The sequence below is a fragment of the Paraburkholderia aspalathi genome (assembly GCF_905220735.1).
In the GTDB taxonomy this organism is placed as follows: domain Bacteria; phylum Pseudomonadota; class Gammaproteobacteria; order Burkholderiales; family Burkholderiaceae; genus Paraburkholderia; species Paraburkholderia aspalathi.
In genome coordinates, this window is sequence record NZ_CAJNBA010000005.1 from 510,836 (window position 1) to 533,395 (window position 22,560).

Below are 22,560 nucleotides of genomic sequence, written 5' to 3' on the forward strand. Positions count from 1 at the left end.
TTAGAACAGAAAGTAACGTTGCGCCATCGGCAGTACAGTTGCTGGTTCGCAGGTCAGCAACTGACCATCAGCAATAACCTGATACGTCTCAGGATCGACGCTGATCGCCGGACGCCACGCGTTGTGAATCATGTCCGCCTTCGTGATCTTGCGGCAGTTCTTCACAGCAACGATACGCTTGTTCAGGCCATAGCGTTCGCCGACACCCGCGTCCGCAGCCAACTGCGAAACGAAGGTCAGTGAAGTACGTCCCAACGCACCGCCACGCGTCGCGAACATCTCGCGATAGTGGACCGGCTGCGGCGTCGGAATCGACGCGTTCGGGTCGCCCATCTGCGCCATCGCGATCATGCCGCCCTTCAGAATCAGCGACGGCTTGATGCCAAAAAACGCCGGCTCCCAGAACACCAGATCGGCCCACTTGCCCGGCTCGATCGAGCCGACTTCATGTGAGATGCCATGCGTGATGGCCGGGTTGATCGTGTACTTGGCGACATAACGCTTCGCACGGAAATTGTCGTGTCGCGCATTGTCTTCAGGCAACGCGCCGCGTTGCACCTTCATCTTGTGCGCGGTCTGCCACGTGCGGATGATCACTTCGCCCACGCGCCCCATCGCCTGCGAATCCGACGACAGCATCGACAACGCGCCGAGGTCGTGCAGGATGTCTTCGGCAGCAATGGTCTCGCGACGAATGCGCGATTCGGCAAAGGCGATATCTTCCGCAATCGACGGGTCCAGGTGATGGCACACCATCAGCATGTCGAGATGCTCTTCGAGCGTGTTGACGGTGTACGGGCGCGTCGGATTGGTGGAGGAGGGCAGCACATTCGCTTCGCCGCACACCTTGATGATGTCCGGTGCGTGGCCGCCGCCTGCGCCTTCTGTGTGATACGTGTGGATCGTGCGGCCCTTGAACGCGGCCACGGTCGCTTCCACAAAACCCGCTTCGTTCAGCGTATCCGTGTGGATTGCGACCTGCGTGTCGGTATCGTCGGCGACGGAAAGACAGTTGTCGATCGCAGCAGGCGTCGTGCCCCAATCTTCGTGCAGCTTCAAACCGATCGCGCCCGCAGCGATCTGCTCCAAAGCAGGCTGTGGCTGACTTACATTGCCCTTGCCGAGAAAGCCGAGATTCATCGGATAACCATCGGCCGCTTGCAGCATGCGTTCGAGATGCCACGGACCCGGCGTGCAAGTCGTCGCGTTCGTACCCGTTGCCGGACCCGTGCCGCCGCCGAGCATCGTCGTCACGCCGCTCGCGAGTGCTTCTTCGATTTGCTGCGGGCTGATGAAGTGGATGTGCGTATCGATGCCACCCGCGGTCACGATCAGGCCTTCACCCGCGATCACTTCAGTAGACGCGCCGATCGCGATCGTCACGTTCGGTTGAATGTCGGGATTGCCCGCTTTGCCGATCGCGGCGATGCGGCCGTTCTTGATACCGATGTCGGCCTTGACGATGCCCCAGTGATCGAGAATCACAGCATTCGTCACGACAGTATCGACCACGTCGGCATGCACGCGTTGCGACTGGCCCATGCCGTCGCGAATCACTTTGCCGCCGCCGAATTTCACTTCTTCGCCGTAAGTCGTGAAGTCGCGTTCGACTTCGATCAGCAACTCGGTATCGGCGAGGCGCACGCGGTCGCCGGTGGTGGGGCCGAACATTTCCGCGTATGCGCGGCGGCCGATGCGTAATGTCATGGTGTGGGTCCGGAAATGAGCAGGGTGGTCAGAGCAAGCGTGCGCGGGTCGCGCATCAGAGTTTGCCCATCACCTTGCCGTTGAAGCCGTAGACGACGCGGTCGCCCGCCAGTTCGACCAACTCGACGGTGCGTTCCTGGCCGGGCTCGAAGCGTACGGCTGTGCCCGCTGCGATGTTGAGCCGGAAGCCGCGTGCCGCTTCACGATCGAAGGAGAGCGCCTCGTTCACTTCATAGAAGTGATAGTGCGAGCCGATTTGCACCGGACGGTCGCCGGTATTCGACACGACCACCGTGACGGTGGCGCGGCCCGCGTTGAGTTCGTGTTCGCCGTCGTCGGTGAGGAGTTCGCCGGGAATCATGGGGCTGCCTTGCGTGATTAGGGGATCGGGTGATGAACGGTGACGAGCTTGGTGCCGTCGGGGAACGTGGCTTCGACCTGGATGTCGGGGATCATTTCCGGCACGCCTTCCATCACGTCGGCGCGCGTCAGCAGCGTGGTGCCGTAGTGCATGACCTCGGCGACCGTTTTGCCGTCACGGGCCGCTTCCATCAGCGCGGCGGTGATGAAAGCGATCGCTTCGGGGTAGTTCAGTTTGAGGCCGCGAGCACGGCGCCGTTCGGCGAGCAGCGCGGCGGTGAAGATCAGCAGCTTGTCCTTCTCGCGAGGTGTCAGCTTCATCGGATATCAGGTTGGGTTACGCCTGTCCCAGCGAGGACAGGCGTTGGATGCGATCGAGGTCGCGCTTCGTTGTGCGCCATCGCGGCCGCATCGAAATACGACGCGAAACAAACCGCGACAAGCTTACTGCCAGATCAGCTTACAAAGATATCAAGCTGAATTAACGACCCGCTTACAGACTGGTCGGCAAGGGCGCGCCGAACCACTTCTTCGACATCGTGTTGAGCGTGCCGTCCGCCTTCGCTTGGGCGATGGCGGCGTTGACCTTCGCCTGCAGCCGGCTTTCATTCTTGTTCATGCCGATGAAACATGGCGAATCCTTTATAACGAACTTAGGTTCCGGACGGCGCGGCGGATTCTTCGCATTGATCGCGGCGGCGACGATATTGCCGGCAGCGATCAACTGCACCTGGCCCGAGAGAAACGCGGCGATGGTCGCGTTGTTGTCTTCGAAGCGTTTGATGGTGGCGTTCGGCGCCATTTGCGTGAGGCCGATTTCTTCGAGCGCGCCGCGCGTGGCGCCGACCGTCTTGCCGGTGAGATCGGCGGGGCCGGTGACCTTGATGTCGGCGGGACCGAACACGCCCTGGTAGTACGGCGCATAGGCCGTCGAAAAGTCGATGACCTTGTCACGCTCAGGCGTTTTGCCGAGCGACGAAATCACCAGATCGACCTTACCCGTTTGCAGATACGGAATGCGGTTCGCGCTATTGACCGGCACGAGTTCGAGCTTCACGTTCATCGACTTCGCGAGCATCGCGGCGGTATCGATGTCATAGCCTTGCGGCTTCATATCCGCGCCGACCGAGCCGAACGGCGGATAGTCTTCGGGAACTGCGACTTTCAGCACGCCGGCTTTGGTGATGTTGTCGAGCGTATCCGCGTGGGCGGCGGGCGCATTGATGGCGAGGACGGGCGAGAGCAGCAGTGCGGCGAGCCAGGCGCGACGCGCAGGGCGAAGGGTCGATCGGGTCATGTTGTGCGAGCGGTGGTGGCGGGTGGTCGGCTGTCGTCAGGACGCGGCAGCATCGTGGGGGATTCGACGCAAGGTATGTGCCATGGCGGTGCAGCATGGCTTCGCGGGGCGAAAGACACGATGACGCACCGACTTGGAGCGGTCGGATGCGCTGGATTGGTGCTTGTGACGTCTTACGAAGGTGAAAGGTGCGCTCGCGCTGCAAGGCGCCGTTGCTGATGCGCGGATTAGGTTGACCAGATTCGGAGTGGCATCGCGTCTACACCATGCACGACTGGGCGCAACTGAAGCCAGCATTGAGTCAGCGCACGCTGCAGCGTCTCCATTGACCGCGACACCGCTCGCACGAGTAAAACCCCTTCAGTGACACAGGAAGCGGCCGCCCGCAACGAATCATCAAACGGTAGCTGGGCAGTGAGCTTTTCAGTGAGCGCGTCATCGCAGGCCGCCCCGACAGCCCAGAGCGTCCCATACGCAGGAAACCCGGCAAGCCCTTGCGCGGCATCGCGCAATGAATCTTCCGCGCTGAGGCTCGCACGCTCGAGCCACAGTGCCTCGCCATTCGCGCCAACGATCCGCGATACGGCTCGCAACTGCCCGTTTGACCATCGCTCACCGGCCGCTTGCCGCCCGAGCTGAGTCGCGTCCCACCCAATCGCGGTAGCGCCTTCGCCAAGCGTCAGCGAAAAATCCAGCATCGCGTTGGCTTGATCGAAAACGATATTGTTCTGCGGCAGCCAGTCGAGTTTCGCCTGCGGGCCGACACGCACCGCAATATTCTGTCGTGCCGCACGGCCATTGGATTTGTACCACTTGGTTGCGCCGGGCGTAGTGATCACGGCATGCGCGCTTTCGCCGACATCCACTTCGATATCGAGTTGATCGCCGCCCGCGATTCCACCCGGCGGATGCACGATCACGGCGTGGCAGATCGCATGGCCTTCCGGATAGAGCGGCCGTTGCACGCGCAACGGACCGTCATGCAGCCGATGCTTGAGCGTGGTCCGTTCGCCGTCTTTGACGAAGCCGAGTTCGAGGCGCGCGCGCCATTGTGAGTGCGCGGTGGGTTGCGCGGTGGCGAGTGCAGCGTGGTTTTCGTGAAGCGACATGCGAGCGGACTTGCGAATGAATGAGCGGCTGGGCGCGGTATTGGGCACAGTAGCGGACGCGGCAACTGACGCGTCAATGTGCAGCGTGCCCGCACGCGTTAGGCAACGACGAGCCGCGTTGCCACAGGATGCGGCGAGAATAGCACGCTGCGCTGTTTGTACTGCTTGTGCCGCTCAGACGGCAATCAATGCACGCACGCCATCCGTATCCATGTTGGCGCCTTCACCGCCCGCGACGATTTCACCGCGGCTCATCACCCAATACCGATCGGCAATCTCTTTGGCGAAGTCGTAATACTGTTCGACGAGCAGCACGGTCATGCCCATTTCTTCGACCAGCTGACGCAGCGTGCGGCCAATGTCCTGAATGATCGACGGCTGGATACCTTCGGTTGGTTCATCGAGGATCAGCAATTGCGGATCGCTCATCAGCGCACGGCCGATCGCGAGCTGTTGTTGCTGACCACCTGAGAGGTCGCCGCCGCGGCGGCTGCGCATGTCCTTCAGAACGGGGAAGAGTTCGTAGATACGATCCGGGATTTTCTTCGGGGCTTTTTTGCTGGCCGCACCGACCAACAGATTTTCTTCGACGGTCAGCCGCGGGAAGATGTCACGGCCTTGCGGGACGTAGGCGAGGCCTTTCTCAACGCGCGAGTAAGTCGGCAGCTTGGTGATCGGCGCACCGCGCCAGGCGATCGAGCCGCTCTTGGTTTGGACGACGCCCATCAGGCATCGAAGCAAGGTCGTCTTGCCCACGCCATTGCGACCGAGCAACACGGTGAGCTTGCCGTCAGGCACGGTGAGTTTCACATCACGAAGAATGTGGCTGCCGCCGTAGTACTGGTTGAGGTTTTCTACTTCTAGCATGTTGGTCGATCCTTGAATTCTGGTGGCTTGCTGCGGCCGTGGTTTGATTGCGGCCATTACCGCCCGAGATAAGACTCGATCACCGTCTCATCTCTCTTCACCTCATCAAGCGTGCCGTGGGCGAGCACTCGCCCTTCGGCCATCACCGTGACTTTGCCCTTCTCACCCGATAGCGCCGCGACAAACTCCATATCGTGTTCGACAACCATCATCGAACAACTCCCGCGCAAATGATTGAGCAGTTCAGCCAATTGCATGGTCTCGTCGTCGGTCATACCTGCGGCGGGCTCGTCGAGCAACAGCAGCGCCGGTTTCTGCATCAGCAACATGCCGATCTCGAGCCGCTGTTTCTGTCCATGCGACAACTCACCGGCAAGCCGCCGCGCTTCGCTCTCCAGGCCAATCAAGGCCAACGTCTCTTCAATTCGCGCTTGCGCCTCACGATCCAATCGCGCACGCAAAGAAGCCCACCATCCCTTGTCAGCCTTCATGGCCAACTCAAGGTTCTCCCACACAGGATGCTGTTCAAAAACAGTAGGCTTCTGAAACTTGCGCCCAATCCCGGCGCGCGCAATAGAAGGCTCATTCATCCGCGTCAGATCAATCGACTGCCCCAGAAAAACCTTCCCGGAATCCGGCTCCGTCTTCCCGGTGATGACATCCATCATCGTCGTCTTGCCGGCCCCATTCGGCCCGATGATGCAACGCAATTCACCCGCGTTGATCGATAGAGTCAGCGCATTCAACGCGCGAAATCCATCGAAACTCACGGTCACGTCGTCAAGGTACAGAATCGTCCCGTGCGAAATATCGATCTCGCCCGGCACCACCGCGTGCCCCATGCTCGCGACACCGCTCAGCGACCGTTCAGCAGGCTCTTCGGGCAATGCAAGATCAGGAACCATCGGGTTTTCGTTCATGAGCGGTTCCTCTTGCGCGTGACCATCTCGATCAGGCCCATGATGCCGTTCGGCAACAACAGCGGGACCAGTACGAAAATCAGACCAAGAAAGAACAGCCAGTATTCGGGGAAGTTCGCTGTAAAAAAGCTCTTCGCGCCGTTCACCGCAAACGCGCCGATGATCGGTCCGATCAACGTGCCGCGTCCGCCCACCGCGACCCAGATCGCCATCTCGATCGAGTTGCCTGGCGACATCTCGCCTGGGTTGATGATGCCGACTTGTGGCACATACAACGCGCCGGCAATCCCGCACAAAACAGCGGAGACGGTCCACACGAACAGCTTGTACGCGAGCGGGCTGTAGCCGAGGAACATCAAACGCGTTTCGCCATCGCGCACCGCAGTGACCACGCGGCCGAGCTTCGACGTGACGATTGCCCGCGCGCCGATGAAGGCCAGGATCAACACTGCGAACGTGATCAGCAGGAGGGCAGTGCGCGTGCCCGGATGCGTAATCGGAAAACCACTGATACGTTTGAAATCGGTAAAGCCGTTGTTGCCACCGAAACCTGTTTCATTGCGGTAGAACAGCAGCATGGCGGCAAACGTCATCGCCTGCGTAATGATCGACAGGTACACGCCCTTCACCCGCGAACGGAATGTGAAGAAGCCGAACACCCATGCGACCACCGCCGGCACCAGCACTACCAGCAGCAGCGCATACCCGAGATGCTGCGTGCCTTCCCAGTACCACGGCAGTTGATGCCAATCGAGAAACACCATGAAGTCGGGCAGGTCGCTGCCGTATTTGCCTTCGTGGCCGATCGAGCGCATCAGGTACATGCCGATCGCGTAACCGCCCAATGCAAAGAACAACGCGTGACCCAGACTCAGAATGCCGCAGTAGCCCCACACGAGATCGAGTGCCAGCGCAGCGATTGCGTAGCACATGAACTTGCCAGTGATCGTCATCGCGTACGCGGACAGGTGGAACGCGCTCGTTTCCGGGACCACCAGCGTGGCGAATGGCACGCCAAGACCGAACACGATGATCAGTGCGATTAGCGCGAGCCACGCGCGTCGTGACAGCAGCGCGGGACGCGGCGGCAAGCCGAGCGCGAAGCCGGACTGCGCTTCGCGTCCGGCAATAGCGCCACTGCTCGCTGAGCCGACGTGAGCCGAAGAGGTAGCCGATGTCATCTCATGCCTCCGCGCTGCGGCCCTTGAGGGCGAACATGCCCTGCGGACGCTTCTGGATGAACAGCACGATCAGCACGAGCACCGCGATCTTGGCGAGCACAGCACCCCAGAACGGCTCGATCGCCTTGCTGATCAACCCGAGACCGAAGCCGCCGATCACCGTGCCGGCGAGTTGACCGACACCGCCGAGCACCACGGCCATGAACGAATCGATGATGTAGCTCTGGCCGAGATCCGGGCCCACATTGCCGATCTGCGACAGCGCACAGCCACCTAGGCCGGCAATGCCCGCACCGAACGCGAACGCATACGAATCGACACGCGCGGTCTTCACACCGACGCATGCTGCCATCCGCCGGTTTTGCGTGACGGCTCGCACGAACAGACCCAGGCGGGTTTTAGTCAGGACAGCCCACGCAATCCCGACGACAATCAGCGAGAACGCCAGAATCGCCAGCCGGTTGTACGGCAGGATCAGATTGGGCAGCACCGTCACGCCACCGCTCATCCAGGCCGGGTTGATCACCTGCACGTTCTGCGCGCCGAACACCATACGTGTCGCCTGAATCAGAATCAGGCTGACACCGAAGGTGGTCAGCAAGGTTTCGAGTGGACGGCCGTACAAATGCTTCAACACCAGCCGTTCGAGCACGATGCCGACGAGTCCTGCTGCAGCGAAAGACGCCGGCACGGCCAGCAGCGGATACCAGTCGAACGCACCGGGCGCAAAGCGCTGGAACAGGTTCTGCACGACGTAGGTGGCGTAAGCGCCGATCATCAGGAATTCACCGTGCGCCATGTTGATCACGCCGATCAGCCCATACGTGATTGCGAGACCCAATGCGGCGAGCAGCAGCACGCTGCCGAGCGACAAGCCTGCGAACAAGGTGCCCGCGATCTGGCTGCGGCGCTGGATCGAATCGAGTTCGTCGATGCCGCTTTGCGCGGCGGAGCGCACGCGATCGTCGGCTTCGTTGAAGGTGCCGTCTGGCTTCTTCGCGACGAGCGGGCGCAGCAGTTCGTTCATGTCGAGATCGTGCCGCGCGGCAACCAGTTGCACGGCTTCGAGACGCTTGGCCGGGTCGGCGTCGTGCAACGCGGTCATTGCCCACAGCGTGTCGAGGCGCTTCTTCAGCGCCGGGTCGGTTTCCTTCGCGCGAGCTGCGTCGACGAGCGGTTTAATCGACGGATCGGGGTTTTGCAGCAGTGCGGTGACGGCGGCGTCGCGCGTGGCGGCATCGGGCGAGTCGAGTTGCAGACCCGAGAGTGCGCCCGCTACTTTCGAGCGCAGCAGGTTGTTCAGAGTGACCGGCTGCGCGTCGCCCGCGGCGACCGTTTTACCAGTGACGGCATCGCGTGCCGTGTCGCCGTCTTGCAGCAGCACTGCGCCGGAATCGGTGGCGAGCGCGCTGTCTTCGGACAGGGCTTTGAGCACCGCAAGCGATTCTTTGTCGTGGTTGGCAATCAGTTTGTCGATTGCCGCGGATTTCGCATCGAAGTCGTCACCGGCGAGCGGCGCGACATCGGCCGGCGTGAGCGCGAAGGCGGCAAGCGGCGCGCTAACGATAAGCGCGAGCGCAAGGCCGCCGATGCTACGTCGTGCGAATTTCGGAAATGAAAACGCCATGATGGCCTTTGAAGAAAAACCGGCGAGGCGGCGCGGCATCGAGGTGATGCACCGGTGCCACGCCGTTGTCTTGCGTCTTGCAGTGTCCTGCCGGACAGAGCCGTGGTTCAGTTCCGGCTCTGCCCAGAAGGTTCAGACTCAGGCTCAGGCGACTCGCGAGCGCTTCAGGAATGCCGGAATCGAACTGACCACATCCGGCTTGCTCGAATTGCCGGCAATGAATGGGCTCCACGGTTGCGCGCGAACCGCGGTCTTGGTACGCCACACCACGTTGAACTGGCCGTCGGCACGCACTTCGCCGATCATCACCGGCTTGTGCAGATGGTGATTGCCGTCCATTTCGAGCGTGAAACCCGACGGCGCCGCAAACGTCTGGCCGACCATCGCCACGCGCACCTTGTCCACGTCCGTGCTCTTCGCTTTTTCGACGGCCTGCTTCCACATATGGATGCCGACGAACGTCGCTTCCATCGGGTCATTCGTCACGCGCTTGGTGCCGCCCGGCAGGTTGTTGTCCTTGACCCATGCCGCCCATTGCTTCTTGAACTTCTCGTTGGCCGGGTTGCGAAGCGACATGAAGTAGTTCCATGCCGCGAGATTGCCGACGAGCGGTTTCGTATCGATGCCGCGCAGTTCTTCTTCGCCGACCGAGAATGCGACGACCGGCACGTCCGACGCCTTCAGCCCCTGGTTACCCAGTTCCTTGTAGAACGGCACGTTCGAGTCGCCGTTGACGGTCGAGATCACCGCGGTCTTGCCGCCCTGCGAGAAGGTCTTGATGTTCGCGACGATGGTCTGATAGTCGCTGTGGCCGAACGGCGTGTAGACCTCCTGGATATCGGCTTCCTGCACGCCTTTCGACTTGAGGAACGCGCGCAGGATCTTGTTGGTCGTGCGGGGGTACACATAGTCGGTGCCCAGCAGGAAGAAGCGCTTGGCGCCGCCGCCTTCCGCGCTCATCAGGTATTCGGTTGCCGGAATCGCTTGCTGATTCGGCGCGGCGCCCGTGTAGAACACGTTGCGCGACATTTCTTCGCCTTCGTACTGCACCGGGTAGAACAGCAGGCCGTTCAGTTCTTCGAACACCGGCAGCACCGACTTGCGCGACACCGACGTCCAGCAGCCGAACACGACCGCGCATTTTTCCTGAGTGATCAGCTGACGCGCTTTTTCGGCGAACAGCGGCCAGTTCGACGCCGGGTCCACGACCACCGGCTGCAGTTGGCGGCCCATGACGCCGCCGTTCTTGTTGATGTCCGCGATGGTCATCAGCGCGGTGTCTTTGAGCGATGTCTCCGAGATCGCCATCGTGCCGGAGAGGGAATGTAGAACGCCTACTTTGATCGGACCGCTGCCCGATTGCGCCTGAGCAAACGGAACCTGACCTGCAAGCGCCAATGCGCCCGACATGGAGCCGAACTTCAACAGACTACGACGTTTCATGTATTTCCCCTTGCCATTGATGGTGAATGTTTATGGGCGTCGATTTCAGCCAGCAGGGCTTATCCCGCATGACTTGCCGCTTGTGTACTGCAAGGCACATGCCATGTAGTAATTTCGACTTGAAGTCCACGGATGCCGTGCTGTGAGGCGGTGATGTGCCGCCTAAGTTATGCGCAACGCGGCGCAAAATTGGTGCAGGAGCGGGGCGTGCGCCTCGTTCAGGTGCGTGCCGCGCCGCAACGAAGCGTGTTGATCGGCCAGCGGGCGTCGGCGGTGCATGGTCGCTGCGCCGTTGTGCATGGGCGTGCTCTGCCTACGCTGCGGGTGGTGATGGGCAGCGCATGAGGTTTATCGAACGCGAGCGTGGATATCGCGGTGTGGATTCGGCGGGAGTGGTAGCAAGAAAAGAGGCCGGCGCCTCACGGCGCCGGCCTCATGTGTCACACGTACACGGTTTCGGAAATCAGAAGGCGGCGAACGGCCCCATCTGAGATCCGGCACGGGCGCCGTCCAGTACCGTGTATACGTCACGGCCGAAGAAGAACGGCAACCCCCAGAGGAACAATCCAGAGTATGGAGTGGCGAGGTTGTCGTAGGCCGCATTCTGATTCGCCGTCAGGGCCCATCCATTCGCTACCGAGAATGGCACCGTGACTGGTGTTGCGCCTTTGACAACGCCTGTTAGGATTGCCGATAGGCTGAGCGTAGTCGAAGGCGTATACATATAGCCCGTTCTGTCGGTGCCCCAATAGGGAATCGCTGTATCCCAGAGATAGGTTGTATTACTGCCACTGTCAATCGTGCTGCTATACGAGACGCCCTTATACGTGGTCGTAAAGTAGCCGTTCTGATCAAGCGACACGATGTTTGCCTTCGATGGCAACGCGTTGTTCTGCTGTGTGCCGACGCCGAATACCAATTCGCCGGTGACTCTCGCCTGACCATCTGCGGGCAACGCAGGCAGACGGATGATCGTGCCGTTGTTGTCCGAAGTGAAATTGGCGACTGGGTTCATAACCTGCGTGTCGAGCGGTACTCGCGTGTTAGTACACGAGCCCGTGGACGTACAATAGTAGTAGGTTGCCGATAGAACATATTGAGCCGCGCGCGGAAAGTCGCGGACCATGGATCTGATACCAAGCACCCCATTGGCGCCGAGATCGGCCGCCGCGCCGATATTCCCGAGGCCTCTCGACGCGCAATCCGATGGGACGGCATACGAGCCGTCGCTGATGACCTGGATCGGCAGATTGCCAGCCGCTTTACCGCCGATCGTCACGTCGGCACGCTTGATAGGGCCCCACGTGTAGCCCGACGCAAATGGTGCACATTGGGCTATAGGCGCGCCGCTCGTTGGGTCGTCGGTTGCTCCGGTCTGCGCCGGCAAGCGGCCCGCGAGCGCTGAGCCCAACGCGCTTGCCAGGACACGCACTCCGGTTGATCCAGTGTCGATCAACATGTGGTCGATCGTCGCGCATTGGTTGGCACCCTGCATACCAGGGACGCAGATAGTAACGGTCACGTACGGCTGGTTGGCGAAATTTCCCGCCCACCGTTCGATCGTGATCGGGACGGTGTTTATGTCGGCGACCGGCGTTGGTGTCGGAGTTGGTGTCGGAGTTGGTGTCGGAGTTGGTGTCGGGGTTGGTGTCGGGGTTGGCGTCGGGGTTGGCGTCGGGGTTGGCGTCGGTGTCGGAGTCGGTGTCGGTGTCGGAGTCGGAGTTGGAGTTGGAGTTGGAGTTGGAGTTGGTGTCGGAGTCGGAGTCGGAGTCGGAGTCGGAGTGGGAGTCGGACTCGGACTCGGACTCGGACTCGGACTCGGACTCGGCGAAGGCGCAGGACTCGGCGCCGGCGTCGCCGGCTTATCGTTGTCTTTAGTCGCGTCCGAATTGCCTTCGTCGCCACCGCCACCGCCGCATGCTGATAGAGCCAAGCTAGCCGTTAGCAACGCGAAGCAAAGTTTCTTATTGAGGGTTGTCATGTTTCTTGTGTTCCGTGAAATCGATGTGCCGTGTCACTGCAGATCGTCAACACGAACATTCGCGGGGAGGAGGCGCGGCAGAACGGCCTTGCCGAAGAAGTTTCCTGCCCTGCCCGCCGACTCGATCTGAAAATCGCCATTGCGTTCGATCAACGGACCGGTGCCGCGCGCGCGGCCCGCACCGGCGGCGACAGCGTTCGGAAAATAGCTACCGAGTAGCGCAACCATGTCGGGGCGCACCGGCCCTTGCCACGAGACGGCAAATACGACATTGGTAGGCAGCACGTATTCGCGAATCCTGACGCCGTCGGTGTCACGTGACTCGCGCACGGTATAGGCCGTGGTTGCAGCAGAAGGGGAAGTGGGCGCTGCCGATTGGAGCAAGGACTTCGGGGCCGAACCCGCACCCGGTGCCCCACCCAACGCCGCATGCGACGCGAGCGGCAAAAGAGCCGACACGGCCAGCACGATCTTTACAAATCTCATCACATTGCTCCAAAAATCAGGTCGGAGCATGTTGCCTGCGGGCGATTAATGAGAGGCTCTGAAACGTCCTAACGATAAGTAGGAAACACCGATGCGATTCGGCTACTTCCGCGCGGCGGCAGGAGGTAGGAAAGCGGGAGGCAGACGTCTCGCAACGCTGCCTCCCAAACAAGACACGACGCAATCGTCAGAACGCGACGAACGGTCCAGTCAGTTTGCCGATCTTGGCGTTTCCGATGACCGTATATACGCTGCGGCCATAGAAGAACGGCAAGCCCCAGAGGAACATGCGGTTGTGCGTGGAGTACGCACCGACGTTGTTGTACGCAGCGTTACCGCTTGCCATCAGATTCAGGGCGTTGTCGATCGGGAAGGTCACGCTAACCGGCGGACTGGAACCGTCGGTGGGCTCCATTGTTGCCGTCAGGTTGAGCGGGCTCGACGGCGTGTACCACTCCCACTCGGAAGTCGTGGGAATCGTGTCGTCGGGAAACACGTACGCATTCGTGCCGCTATCGATGGCGCTCCAGTTAAGCACGGTGCCGTGATACTGGGTCGTCATAGTGGCGTACTCGTCGAGCGCAAAGATGTTGGCATTGGCCGGCGGCGTATTGTTCGATTGGGTGCCGACGCCAAATATCAACTGACCTGAGACACCCGCCTGGCCGCCCGCTGCAATCGCCGGCAAGCGGATGACCGTGCCGTTGTAGTCGGCATCGAATGCCGCAACCGGGTTCATCACCTCCTTGGCAACAGTCATGCGTGTACTGACGCAGGAATTCGCCGATGGGCAGTAGTAGTAGAGTCCAGGTACCGCCTTCTGCAGCGCGTCCTTTGAGTCTTGAACGCCGTGTCCAATTCCCAGGATACCGTTGGCGCCGAGACTTCTGGCGGTGCTGAGGTCCGCCCCACCGCGTGCAGCGCAGTCAGCTGGCGTGCTAAAAGCGCCGTCGCCGGTCACCTGGATCGGGATGTTGCTCGCCGTCCGGTTGCCGATCGTGATGTCAGCGCGCTTGACCGAGCCCCATGTGAAGCCGGAGGCAAACGTCATGCATTCAGCGATCGGGAAGGCGCCGGTATTGTCGTCGGGAGCACCGACTTGCGTGAGCAACTGTGAATTGAGCGACTGCAGCGCGCTCGCCGCAATGCGTACTCCGGTCGACCCCGTGTCGACCAGCATGCGGTCGACGGTTACGCACGGCCCCTTGCCCTGCGTGCCGGGCGCGCACACCTGGATCGACGCGTACAGCATGTTGATGCTGCCCATCGAGTTGTCGACGCGGACGGTTACCGTATTGTTCTTGTCGGTTTTGATGTTGCTCGTATAGCCGGCGTTACCCGAGCCGCTGGTGCCGCCGGAGCCGTTAGGCGGGGTGATCCAGTCAGGCGTGGCGTTCCAGCCGATGGAGCTGCCGTCACCGCTGCTCCCACTGCTTCCACCGCCGCAAGCCGCAAGTAGAACGCTGGCGGCCGTCATGGCCGCCCAGAACGTTTTGCGAATGGTTTTCATATTCTCAGTAACTCGTTGGCCGTCTTATTTCAGATCGCCCGGGCGGACGCCGGCGGGTTTCAGGCGGGGGAGATAGGCGACGCCGAAGAAGTGGCCGAGGCGGCCGGCGGACTCGACGCGAAAGTCGTCATTGCCTTCGACCATGGGGCCGGGTCCGCGCACACGGCTTTCACCGGCGTTCACGTAGTTGGGGAAATAGCTGCCGAGCAGCGCCTTCATATCCGGCCGTATCGGCCCTTCCCAGGTGACCGCGAACACGACATTGCTGGGCAGCACGTATTCGCGGATCGTGACGCCGTCGGCGTCGCGCGACTCGCGCACGGAGTAGGGAGCAGTGGCGGTTGTGTTGGCTGCGCCGGTGCCCGTGCTTGCAGCGTCGGTAGACTGCGGCGTGGCACGCAGCATCACCGGCAAGGATGAACTGGAGCTCGGCGCGCCGCCTAAAACCGCATACGATGCTGGCGGCAACAGCGTTGCCGTCAGCATCGCGATCTTCAAAACCTTCATCACCTTGCTCCTCCAAAAATGGTCGGAGCATGGTGCCCGGGTTGAGCTCAGGAAACTTTAGGAAAATACTGCGGCGCAGACCGGAAGGAGCGCAATGAACGGGTGGTGTCAGGGAGGTCGAAAGCGATCAGCGCCCTGAGGATGTGCGAAGAGTCACATGCGTCGGCACGCAGCGACAAGCAGCAGACAGCACGCGCAACGAATGAAATGTCGCGCGCAGGCAGAGGGTCAATCGGAGAAGGAAAAAAATAAGCGCGGCTTACTGAGGAGCCGCCGCATTCGGCATAGCCCGTCTTCCGAGCTTCCCGGCAGCACCTTTAACCGCAACACCCGGATGCGGCACGGCCGGCACTTGTGGAAGCGCAGTCAACGAACCATCATCGACCGGCGACAGCAGCGCGCTTAATAAGTGGGAACGGTCGGATCGACCTGACGCGACCACGCGTCGATCCCGCCTTGCAGATTGAAGACGTTGGTATGGCCGCGCGATTCGAGGAACATCGCGACCTGGGCGCTGCGCGCGCCGTGATGGCACACGCAGACGATTTGCACGTCGTCGTCGAGCTCTTCGCTGCGCGCGGGAATCTCACGCATCGGGATCGACACGGCGCCGGCGATCGACGCCGTCTGGATTTCCCACGGTTCGCGCACGTCGAGCAGCACGGGTGCAGGGCGCGATTGATCGGCGAGCCATTCAGCGAGTGCGGGAGCGGTCAGATTTTGCATCAGCAGGACATCCAGTTCAGAGGACGGCGGCGTGCCGGCCGTCCGGAAAAACGTGCGAAACGTGCGATTTAAAACTTGAAGCGCGGCGGCTGCACGGCGTTGATCAGCGGTTCGACATAAGTTTCGAACACGTCGGCAATGCGGTACTGCTTCTCGTCGATACGCGTGATGATCTGCGCCTTCATGACCGGCGCGGTGCCGACGAACGCCGCCAGGCGGCCACCGATCTTCAGGTGTTCGAGGATTTCCTGCGGCAGCACCGGCAGGCCGCCGGAGACGCAGATCACGTCGTACGGTGCGGCGTTGGCCCAGCCGCGCGAGGCGTCGCCCGTGACGACTTCGGCGTTCAGCACGCCGTTGGCGATGAGGTTGTTCTTCGCCAGTTCAGCCAGTTCCGGTTCGATGTCGACCGTCAGCACGTGCTGCGCGCGGTGCGCGAGCAGGGCGGCCATGTAACCCGAGCCGGCGCCGATTTCGAGCACGCTTTCGTGTTTCTTCACCGCCAGTTCCTGCAGCACGCGCGCTTCTACGCGCGGCGCCAGCATGTGCTGGCCGGCCGGGAGCGGCACTTCGAAGTCGACGAAGGCCAGATCGCGGTAGGCGGTGGGGACGAAGTTTTCACGCTTGACGATCGAGAGCAGATTCAGCACGTCCTGGTCGAGCACTTCCCAGGGGCGGATCTGCTGTTCGATCATGTTGAAACGCGCTTGCTCGATGTTCATGGTGGATTCGGCAGTGTGGTTTGGCGAGTTTGCGATTCTTTGCCACTGGCCGGCGGCCTCGGGGGGCGACTCCGGGTGTAACGCCGGGGTACAGCCTCCGGGGTACAGCCTCCGGGGTATAGCCTCTCGTATGGCAGGCCACGGCAGGGTAACTGCGGGATTGTACCAAATGGCGGCGCGAATCCACGCCGTCGCGGGCAGTGCGCCGCCGTGTCGCGCCTCGGACCGCTCTCGCCATGCCTGCTCGACCCCGTGTTAATCCCTAGCGATCCGTCCTTGCGATTCCTGCCTCCATCGCGCAAAAATGTAATCGATTACATTTTCGAGGCTGATTCCCTTGTCCAAGTCGGTGTCCAAAGCGGCCCGAGCGACTTCGTCGCCGTCGTCGAAAGCGCGCCCGCAGCCTGAGGCTCAGCCGCAGCATCCGGCTGAGGGCCTTTCGATTGCTCAGGTGGCGGAGCAGGCGGGGGTCTCGGTGGCGACGGTGTCGCGCGTGCTGAACGGACACGAGAACGTGCGGCCCGCCACGCGCGACAAGGTCTTGGCGGCCGTCGACGCCAGCGGCTATCGCGTCAACGAACTCGCGCGCAACCTGCGCACCGCCGAAAGCCGCCTGCTGCTGACGATGGTGCCCGACGTCGGCAACCCCTTCTACGCGGAGATCGTGCGCGGCATCGACAGCGTCGCGCGCCAGCACGGCTATTTCATGCTGCTGTGCGACACGGGCGCCGATCCGGGACGCGAGCGCAGCTACTTCGATCTGCTGCGCCGCCGCCGCGCGGACGGCGCGATCTGCCTCGATCCCGCCACCATCCAGCAGGCGCTCGGCGAGGCATCCAGCGCGCTGCCGTGGGTCGCGTGCTGCGAGTTCGATCCGGAGATGGGCGTGCCGTATGTCGGCATCGACAACTACAAGGCAGCGGGCGACGCGGTGCGGCATCTGCTCGCGCGCGGCCACCAGCGCATCGGCCTCATCAATTCGGATGTCGACTATCTGTACGCGCGGCAGCGTCAGCAAGGCTATCTGGATGCGTTGACCGAAGCGGGCATCACGCCGGACGAGCGTTGGCGCATGAACCTGAACAGCCTCGACTACGAAGCAGGCGCATCGGCAGCGGCCTTGCTGGTGCAGCAGCCTCACGCGCCGAGCGCGATCTTCGCCGTCTCCGACACGCTGGCGATCGGTGTGATCCACGGTTTGCGCAGCGTCGGCAAGCGTGTGCCGGACGACGTCGCGGTGGTCGGCTTTGACGACATCTCGCTCGCCGCGCAAGTCGATCCGCCGCTGACCACCATCGCCCAACCGATGCGCGAACTCGGCGAAACCGCCGCGCGCCTCCTGCTGCAACGGCTCGCGAATCCGTTGGCGAACGTGCCGGGCGTGCTGCTGCCGCATCGGCTCGTAATTCGCAGGAGCGCGTAAGCCATGAGCCTCGCCATCCGCTTCGACGATATCCGCAAAGACTTCGGGCCAGTGCGCGTGCTGCACGGGGTGAGCTTTGACCTGGCGCCCGGGCGTATCTACGGTTTGCTCGGCGAGAACGGCGCAGGCAAGTCGACGCTAATGAAAATCCTCGCCGGCTACGAAACGGCGACCTCGGGCACCTTGCTGGTAGACGGCCACGCGCAGCAGTTCATCGGTTCGCGCGACGCGGAAGCGGCCGGCATCGTGCTGATTCACCAGGAGTTCAATCTCGCCGAGCATCTGACGATCGCGCAGAACATGTATCTCGGTCATGAGAAAAAGCGCGGCTGGTTCGTCGACGATGCTGCGATGCGCGCCGAGGCGGCACGTTTTCTGGCACAGGTCGGTCTCGAGAAGGCGCCGGATACGAAGGTGCGCGAGTTGATCGTCGCGGAAAAGCAGATGGTGGAGATCGCAAAAGCGCTGTCGCGGCGCGCGCGTTTGCTCATCATGGACGAACCGACTGCCACGCTCACGCCGTCCGAAACCGAGCGCCTCTTCACGCTGATGGCGAAGCTGAAAGCCGATGGTGTGACCATTGTCTACATCTCGCACAAGCTCGACGAAGTCGAACGCATCACCGACGAAGTGATCGTGATGCGCGATGGCCGCTTCGTCGCACGCAGTGAAACGGCGGGACTTGCGCGGCAGCAGATGGCGAATCTGATGGTCGGGCGCGACGTGTCCGATATGTTCCCCGACAAGATCACCGTGCCTGCCGACGCGCCGATCGCGTTAAAGGTAGAAGGCCTTGCTGTACCGGACTGGGTCGAAGACCTGAGCTTCGACGTGCGCGCTGGTGAAGTGCTGGGTTTTGCGGGCCTCGTCGGCGCAGGCCGTACCGAGGCCTTCGAAGCGCTCATCGGCCTGCGCAAACGCACGGCGGGTCGCATCGAAATCGCCGGCCGCCGCGCCGATCTGAAGAGCCCGCGCGACGCCATGCGCCACGGCATTACGTATCTGAGTGAAGACCGTAAAGGCAAAGGCCTGCATGTGAACTTGAGCCTGCAGGACAACGTCACGCTGATGACGCTCGAACGCTACGCGCATCCCCTGCTCGATATGAAAGCGGGGCGTGCGGCTTTGACTCAGGCCGTGCACGACTTCGGCATTCGCACAGGCGATCTGTCGAGCCGCGCACGCATGCTCTCTGGCGGTAATCAGCAGAAGCTCGCGCTCGCCAAGTTCCTGCAACCTGATCCGAACGTGATCGTGCTCGACGAGCCGACTCGCGGCGTCGATGTCGGCGCGAAACGCGACATCTATTTCCTGATCCATCGTCTCGCTGCGCAGGGCCGCGCGGTGATCGTCATTTCATCCGAACTGATCGAGCTGATTGGTTTGTGCCATCGCGTAGCCGTGATGCGCGCGGGACGCCTGCAAACCACGCTCACGCTCGAACACCTGACCGAAGAGGAGTTGATCGCCCATGCGACCGGCACCCACTGAAGCCGTCCAATCCGGCCGCGCGTTGCGCTTCGCGCATCGTCTGTATGCGCTCGGGCCGCTCGTTGGACTGATCCTGCTGTGCATCGTCGGCACGCTGCTCAATCGCGATTTCGCGACGCTCGACAACATGATGAACGTGCTCACGCGCACCTCGTTCATCGGCATCATCGCGGTCGGCATGACCTTCGTGATCATTTCGGGCGGCATCGATCTGTCGGTCGGGTCGATGGCGGCGTTGATCGCGGGCAGCATGATCTGGCTGATGAACGGACTCGCTGCGGGTGTCGGCGGTCATACGTTTGCGCCCTTGCTGATTCTCACGCTCGGCATTGTGTTCGCGCTGGTGCTCGGCGGGTTGTTCGGCTGCGCGCATGGGCTGCTGATTACCAAAGGGCGCATCGAGCCGTTCATCGTTACGTTGGGTACGTTGGGCATTTTTCGTGCGGTGCTGACGTGGCTCGCGGACGGCGGCGCGCTGACATTGGATAACTCGCTGTCCGATCTATACGGACCGGTTTATTACGCGAGCTTCTTTGGCGTGCCCGTTCCGATCTGGGTGTTCCTCGTCGTTGCGGCGGGCGGCGCGTTGATTCTCAATCGCACGGCGTTTGGCCGCCACGTGCAGGCGATCGGCTCGAACGAACAGGTTGCGCGCTACGCGGCGATTCGCGTCGATACCGTGAAGATCGTGACGTACGTGCTGCTCGGTATTTGCGTCGGCGTCGCGACGGTGCTGTATGTGCCGCGGCTCGGTTCGGCCACGCCGACCACGGGTTTGCTGTGGGAACTCGAGGCGATTGCGTCAGTGGTGGTGGGCGGCACTGCGCTGAAGGGCGGCGAAGGGCGCGTGGTCGGCACGGTGATCGGCGCGATCCTGCTTTCGGTGATCGCCAATATTCTGAATCTGACCAGCATCATCAGCGTGTATCTGAACGCGGCGGTGCAGGGCGTCGTGATTATCTTCGTCGCGTTTGTGCAGCGCGGACGGCGGTAGGTGGTGGGCGTTGAGCTTCAAGGAATACAGCGGCAAGTTCGAGAATCGGGGCGCATGAACGCCTCACAATAGGAGACACAACCATGAAGCAGGTCATTCGAACGGTCGGCGCCGGCATGCTGGCGTTGGGAATACTAGGTACGGCAGGCGTTGCGCGTGCCGATGAAAAGGTCACGCTGGGCGTCGCGATTCCGACTGCCGACCACGGCTTTACGGGCGGCATCGTCTGGTGGGCGAACAAGGCGAAAACCGATCTGGAGAAAGCGCACCCTGATCTTAAGGTGATCGTGAAGACCGCGGCCGGCGCGCCCGAACAGGCGAACCAGCTGCAGGATCTGGTGACGGTGAACAAGATCAACGCATTGGTGATTTTCCCGTTCGAATCGGCCTCGCTCACGCAGCCGGTGGCTCAGGTGAAGAAGAAGGGCGTGTACGTGACAGTAGTGGATCGCGGCCTGACGGATACCAGCGCACAGGATGCGTACGTTGCGGGTGACAATACCGCGTTCGGCAAGATTCCCGCCGAGTATCTGGCGAAAGCGCTCGACGGCAAGGGCGACATCGTCGCGCTGCGCGGCATTCCGACGACGCTCGACAACGAACGCTGGACCGCGTTTACGGGCGTACTGAAGGCGTATCCGAACATCAAGATTCTCGACGGTAAGTATGCGAACTGGAATCGCGACGACGCCTTCAAGGTGATGCAGGATTACCTCACGCGCTTCAAACACATCGACGCGGTCTGGGCCGCCGACGACGACATGGCCGTGGGCGTCATCAAGGCGATTGAGCAGGCCAAGCGCACCGACATCAAGATCGTGTTCGGCGGCGCGGGTTCGAAGGGCATGGTGAAGAACGTGATGGACGGCGCGCCGATGATCAAGGCAGACGTATCGTACTCGCCGAAATTCATCTACGACGCGATCAAGCTCACCGCAGAAGCGCGTCTGAAGGGCGAAAAACTGCCACCGACCACGATCATTCCGTCGGTGCTGATCACGAAAGAAAACGCGCAGCAGTTCTATTTTCCTGACTCGCCGTTCTGATCCTGGGCATCCGGCGCGCGCTTGCCATGTCTCTGTCGTAGAGGCGTGACAGGCGCGTCACAGTTCGAGGAACCGTACGATGAAAACCATCAAAGGGCCGGCGATCTTTCTCGCTCAATTCATGGGCGACGAGGTGCCGTTCGACAACTTCGCGCATCTGGCCGGCTGGGCCGCGAGTCTCGGCTTCAAGGGGATTCAGGTGCCGTGTGATACCCGTCTGATTGATCTCGAGCAGGCGGCAGCGAGCCAGACGTATTGCGACGAGTTGCGCGAGGTCGCGGAAGTCGCGGGCGTGACGATCACTGAACTGTCGACGCATCTGCAAGGGCAACTGGTAGCCGTGCATCCGGCCTATGACGTCTTGTTCGACGGCTTTGCTGCACAGCATGTGCGCGGCGATCCTGCCGCGCGTACGCAATGGGCTGTCGAGCAGATGAAGCTCGCAGCGAAGGCTTCGCAGCGTTTGGGTCTCGATACGCACGTGTCGTTTTCCGGCGCGCTGGCGTGGCCTTATCTTTACCCGTGGCCGCAGCGTCCTGCAGGTTTAATAGAGGCCGCGTTTGAGGAACTCGCGCGCCGTTGGACGCCGATTCTCGATGCGTTCGACGAAGCGGGCGTGAACGTGTGCTACGAACTGCATCCGGGAGAGGACCTGCATGACGGCGTGACCTTCGAGCGCTTTCTGGACGCCGTGAAGCAACACCCGCGCGCGAACATCCTTTATGACCCGAGCCATTTCGTTTTGCAGCAACTCGACTACCTTGCGTTTATCGACATCTATCACGAGCGCATCAAGGCGTTCCATGTGAAGGACGCGGAGTTTCGTCCGAATGGCAAGCAAGGTGTGTATGGCGGCTATAGCGGCTGGGTCGAACGCGTGGGGCGTTTCCGATCGCTCGGTGACGGACAGATCGATTTCGGCGCGATCTTCTCGAAGATGGCGCAATACGATTTTCCCGGCTGGGCGGTGCTGGAATGGGAGTGCGCGCTGAAGCATCCGCAGGATGGAGCGCGTGAAGGTGCGGAGTTCATTCGCCGCCACATCATTCGCGTGGCTGATCATGCATTCGATGATTTCGCGGGCAGTGGCGTGGATGCAGCGCAGCTAAAACGCGTGCTAGGCATTTGACAACGAGTTGGCTGCGAGCTAACCGTGAAGTGGA

At 61.6% G+C, this 22,560-nt stretch carries 23 protein-coding genes; 7 read left to right on the forward strand and 16 right to left on the reverse strand.

The genetic code is table 11. The annotated features are described in order from the left end of the window. From ureC to urtA, 10 genes are all read right to left on the reverse strand, one after another. Window positions 1-1,707 carry an urease subunit alpha gene (ureC, locus tag KHO30_RS28865; RefSeq protein ID WP_093636312.1) on the reverse strand — a complete coding sequence of 569 codons (1,707 nt, stop codon included), beginning with the start codon at window positions 1,705-1,707 and terminating at the stop codon, window positions 1-3. Between the two features lie 55 nt (window positions 1,708-1,762). Next, window positions 1,763-2,068 (reverse strand): urease subunit beta, encoded by a 306-nt coding sequence (locus KHO30_RS28870; protein WP_200618785.1) that lies wholly within the window; start codon window positions 2,066-2,068, stop codon window positions 1,763-1,765. Window positions 2,069-2,085: 17 nt separating this feature from the next. After that, window positions 2,086-2,388: an urease subunit gamma gene (ureA, locus tag KHO30_RS28875; RefSeq protein ID WP_054041799.1), complete on the reverse strand. Its 303-nt coding sequence runs from the start codon at window positions 2,386-2,388 to the stop codon at window positions 2,086-2,088. 172 nt (window positions 2,389-2,560) lie between these two features. Continuing rightward, window positions 2,561-3,364, reverse strand: a complete 804-nt coding sequence (locus tag KHO30_RS28880) for a transporter substrate-binding domain-containing protein (RefSeq protein WP_211703029.1) — start codon at window positions 3,362-3,364, stop codon at window positions 2,561-2,563. A gap of 227 nt (window positions 3,365-3,591) precedes the next feature. After that, on the reverse strand, window positions 3,592-4,473 hold the full coding sequence (locus KHO30_RS28885; RefSeq protein WP_211703030.1) for an urease accessory protein UreD: 882 nt from the start codon (window positions 4,471-4,473) through the stop codon (window positions 3,592-3,594). Window positions 4,474-4,647: 174 nt separating this feature from the next. Then, window positions 4,648-5,340, reverse strand: a complete 693-nt coding sequence (gene urtE, locus KHO30_RS28890; protein WP_074286084.1) for an urea ABC transporter ATP-binding subunit UrtE — start codon at window positions 5,338-5,340, stop codon at window positions 4,648-4,650. A 56-nt stretch (window positions 5,341-5,396) separates the two neighbouring features. Continuing rightward, on the reverse strand, window positions 5,397-6,260 hold the full coding sequence (gene urtD / locus KHO30_RS28895; protein ID WP_093636302.1) for an urea ABC transporter ATP-binding protein UrtD: 864 nt from the start codon (window positions 6,258-6,260) through the stop codon (window positions 5,397-5,399). Further along, a complete protein-coding gene (gene urtC, locus KHO30_RS28900) occupies window positions 6,257-7,441 on the reverse strand; it encodes an urea ABC transporter permease subunit UrtC (RefSeq protein ID WP_211703031.1) in 1,185 nt (394 codons plus the stop codon). Before urtC ends, urtD begins: the two co-directional genes overlap by 4 nt. Window position 7,442: 1 nt before the next feature. After that, on the reverse strand, window positions 7,443-9,068 hold the full coding sequence (urtB, locus tag KHO30_RS28905) for an urea ABC transporter permease subunit UrtB (protein WP_234486530.1): 1,626 nt from the start codon (window positions 9,066-9,068) through the stop codon (window positions 7,443-7,445). A 144-nt stretch (window positions 9,069-9,212) separates the two neighbouring features. Further along, window positions 9,213-10,511: an urea ABC transporter substrate-binding protein gene (urtA, locus tag KHO30_RS28910; protein ID WP_171926778.1), complete on the reverse strand. Its 1,299-nt coding sequence runs from the start codon at window positions 10,509-10,511 to the stop codon at window positions 9,213-9,215. 207 nt (window positions 10,512-10,718) lie between these two features. On the opposite strand from urtA, the gene KHO30_RS28915 reads away from it, so the two are divergent. Next, on the forward strand, window positions 10,719-10,856 hold the full coding sequence (locus KHO30_RS28915) for a hypothetical protein (RefSeq protein ID WP_211703032.1): 138 nt from the start codon (window positions 10,719-10,721) through the stop codon (window positions 10,854-10,856). A gap of 118 nt (window positions 10,857-10,974) precedes the next feature. Here the strand turns inward: KHO30_RS28915 and KHO30_RS28920 are convergent, their stop codons facing one another. Next, window positions 10,975-12,093: a DUF3443 domain-containing protein gene (locus KHO30_RS28920; RefSeq protein ID WP_280531452.1), complete on the reverse strand. Its 1,119-nt coding sequence runs from the start codon at window positions 12,091-12,093 to the stop codon at window positions 10,975-10,977. A gap of 14 nt (window positions 12,094-12,107) precedes the next feature. Between KHO30_RS28920 and KHO30_RS39350 the strand changes: the two genes are divergently transcribed. Beyond that, window positions 12,108-12,389 (forward strand): hypothetical protein, encoded by a 282-nt coding sequence (locus tag KHO30_RS39350; RefSeq protein WP_244864155.1) that lies wholly within the window; start codon window positions 12,108-12,110, stop codon window positions 12,387-12,389. A 136-nt stretch (window positions 12,390-12,525) separates the two neighbouring features. Here the strand turns inward: KHO30_RS39350 and KHO30_RS28925 are convergent, their stop codons facing one another. The 5 genes from KHO30_RS28925 to KHO30_RS28945 form a co-directional block, all read right to left on the reverse strand. After that, window positions 12,526-12,978 (reverse strand): DUF2844 domain-containing protein, encoded by a 453-nt coding sequence (locus KHO30_RS28925; RefSeq protein WP_211703034.1) that lies wholly within the window; start codon window positions 12,976-12,978, stop codon window positions 12,526-12,528. 187 nt (window positions 12,979-13,165) lie between these two features. Next, window positions 13,166-14,488: a DUF3443 domain-containing protein gene (locus KHO30_RS28930; RefSeq protein WP_211703035.1), complete on the reverse strand. Its 1,323-nt coding sequence runs from the start codon at window positions 14,486-14,488 to the stop codon at window positions 13,166-13,168. A 24-nt stretch (window positions 14,489-14,512) separates the two neighbouring features. Further along, window positions 14,513-14,995, reverse strand: coding sequence for a DUF2844 domain-containing protein (locus KHO30_RS28935; RefSeq protein WP_211703036.1), 483 nt, complete (start codon window positions 14,993-14,995; stop codon window positions 14,513-14,515). A 402-nt stretch (window positions 14,996-15,397) separates the two neighbouring features. Continuing rightward, a complete protein-coding gene (locus KHO30_RS28940; RefSeq protein ID WP_054042884.1) occupies window positions 15,398-15,721 on the reverse strand; it encodes a rhodanese-like domain-containing protein in 324 nt (107 codons plus the stop codon). Between the two features lie 68 nt (window positions 15,722-15,789). Further along, entirely contained in the window at window positions 15,790-16,443 is a 654-nt protein-coding gene (locus tag KHO30_RS28945) for a protein-L-isoaspartate O-methyltransferase family protein (RefSeq protein WP_093636283.1), read from the reverse strand. A gap of 337 nt (window positions 16,444-16,780) precedes the next feature. Here KHO30_RS28945 and KHO30_RS28950 point away from each other — a divergent pair, with 337 nt between their 5' ends. The 5 genes from KHO30_RS28950 (at window position 16,781) to KHO30_RS28970 (ending at window position 22,526) form a co-directional block, all read left to right on the forward strand. Further along, window positions 16,781-17,866 carry a LacI family DNA-binding transcriptional regulator gene (locus KHO30_RS28950; RefSeq protein WP_200618777.1) on the forward strand — a complete coding sequence of 362 codons (1,086 nt, stop codon included), beginning with the start codon at window positions 16,781-16,783 and terminating at the stop codon, window positions 17,864-17,866. 3 nt (window positions 17,867-17,869) lie between these two features. After that, complete coding sequence (locus KHO30_RS28955; protein WP_211703037.1) at window positions 17,870-19,357, forward strand: sugar ABC transporter ATP-binding protein; 1,488 nt, start codon at window positions 17,870-17,872, stop codon at window positions 19,355-19,357. Then, the gene (locus KHO30_RS28960) at window positions 19,338-20,351 is read left to right on the forward strand and encodes an ABC transporter permease (RefSeq protein ID WP_093636277.1); all 1,014 of its coding nucleotides are present in this window, start codon (window positions 19,338-19,340) and stop codon (window positions 20,349-20,351) included. Before KHO30_RS28955 ends, KHO30_RS28960 begins: the two co-directional genes overlap by 20 nt. Window positions 20,352-20,434: 83 nt before the next feature. Further along, window positions 20,435-21,397 (forward strand): substrate-binding domain-containing protein, encoded by a 963-nt coding sequence (locus KHO30_RS28965; protein ID WP_211703038.1) that lies wholly within the window; start codon window positions 20,435-20,437, stop codon window positions 21,395-21,397. A gap of 79 nt (window positions 21,398-21,476) precedes the next feature. Beyond that, the gene (locus tag KHO30_RS28970) at window positions 21,477-22,526 is read left to right on the forward strand and encodes a sugar phosphate isomerase/epimerase family protein (protein WP_211703039.1); all 1,050 of its coding nucleotides are present in this window, start codon (window positions 21,477-21,479) and stop codon (window positions 22,524-22,526) included. The last annotated feature ends 34 nt before the right edge of the window (window positions 22,527-22,560 follow it).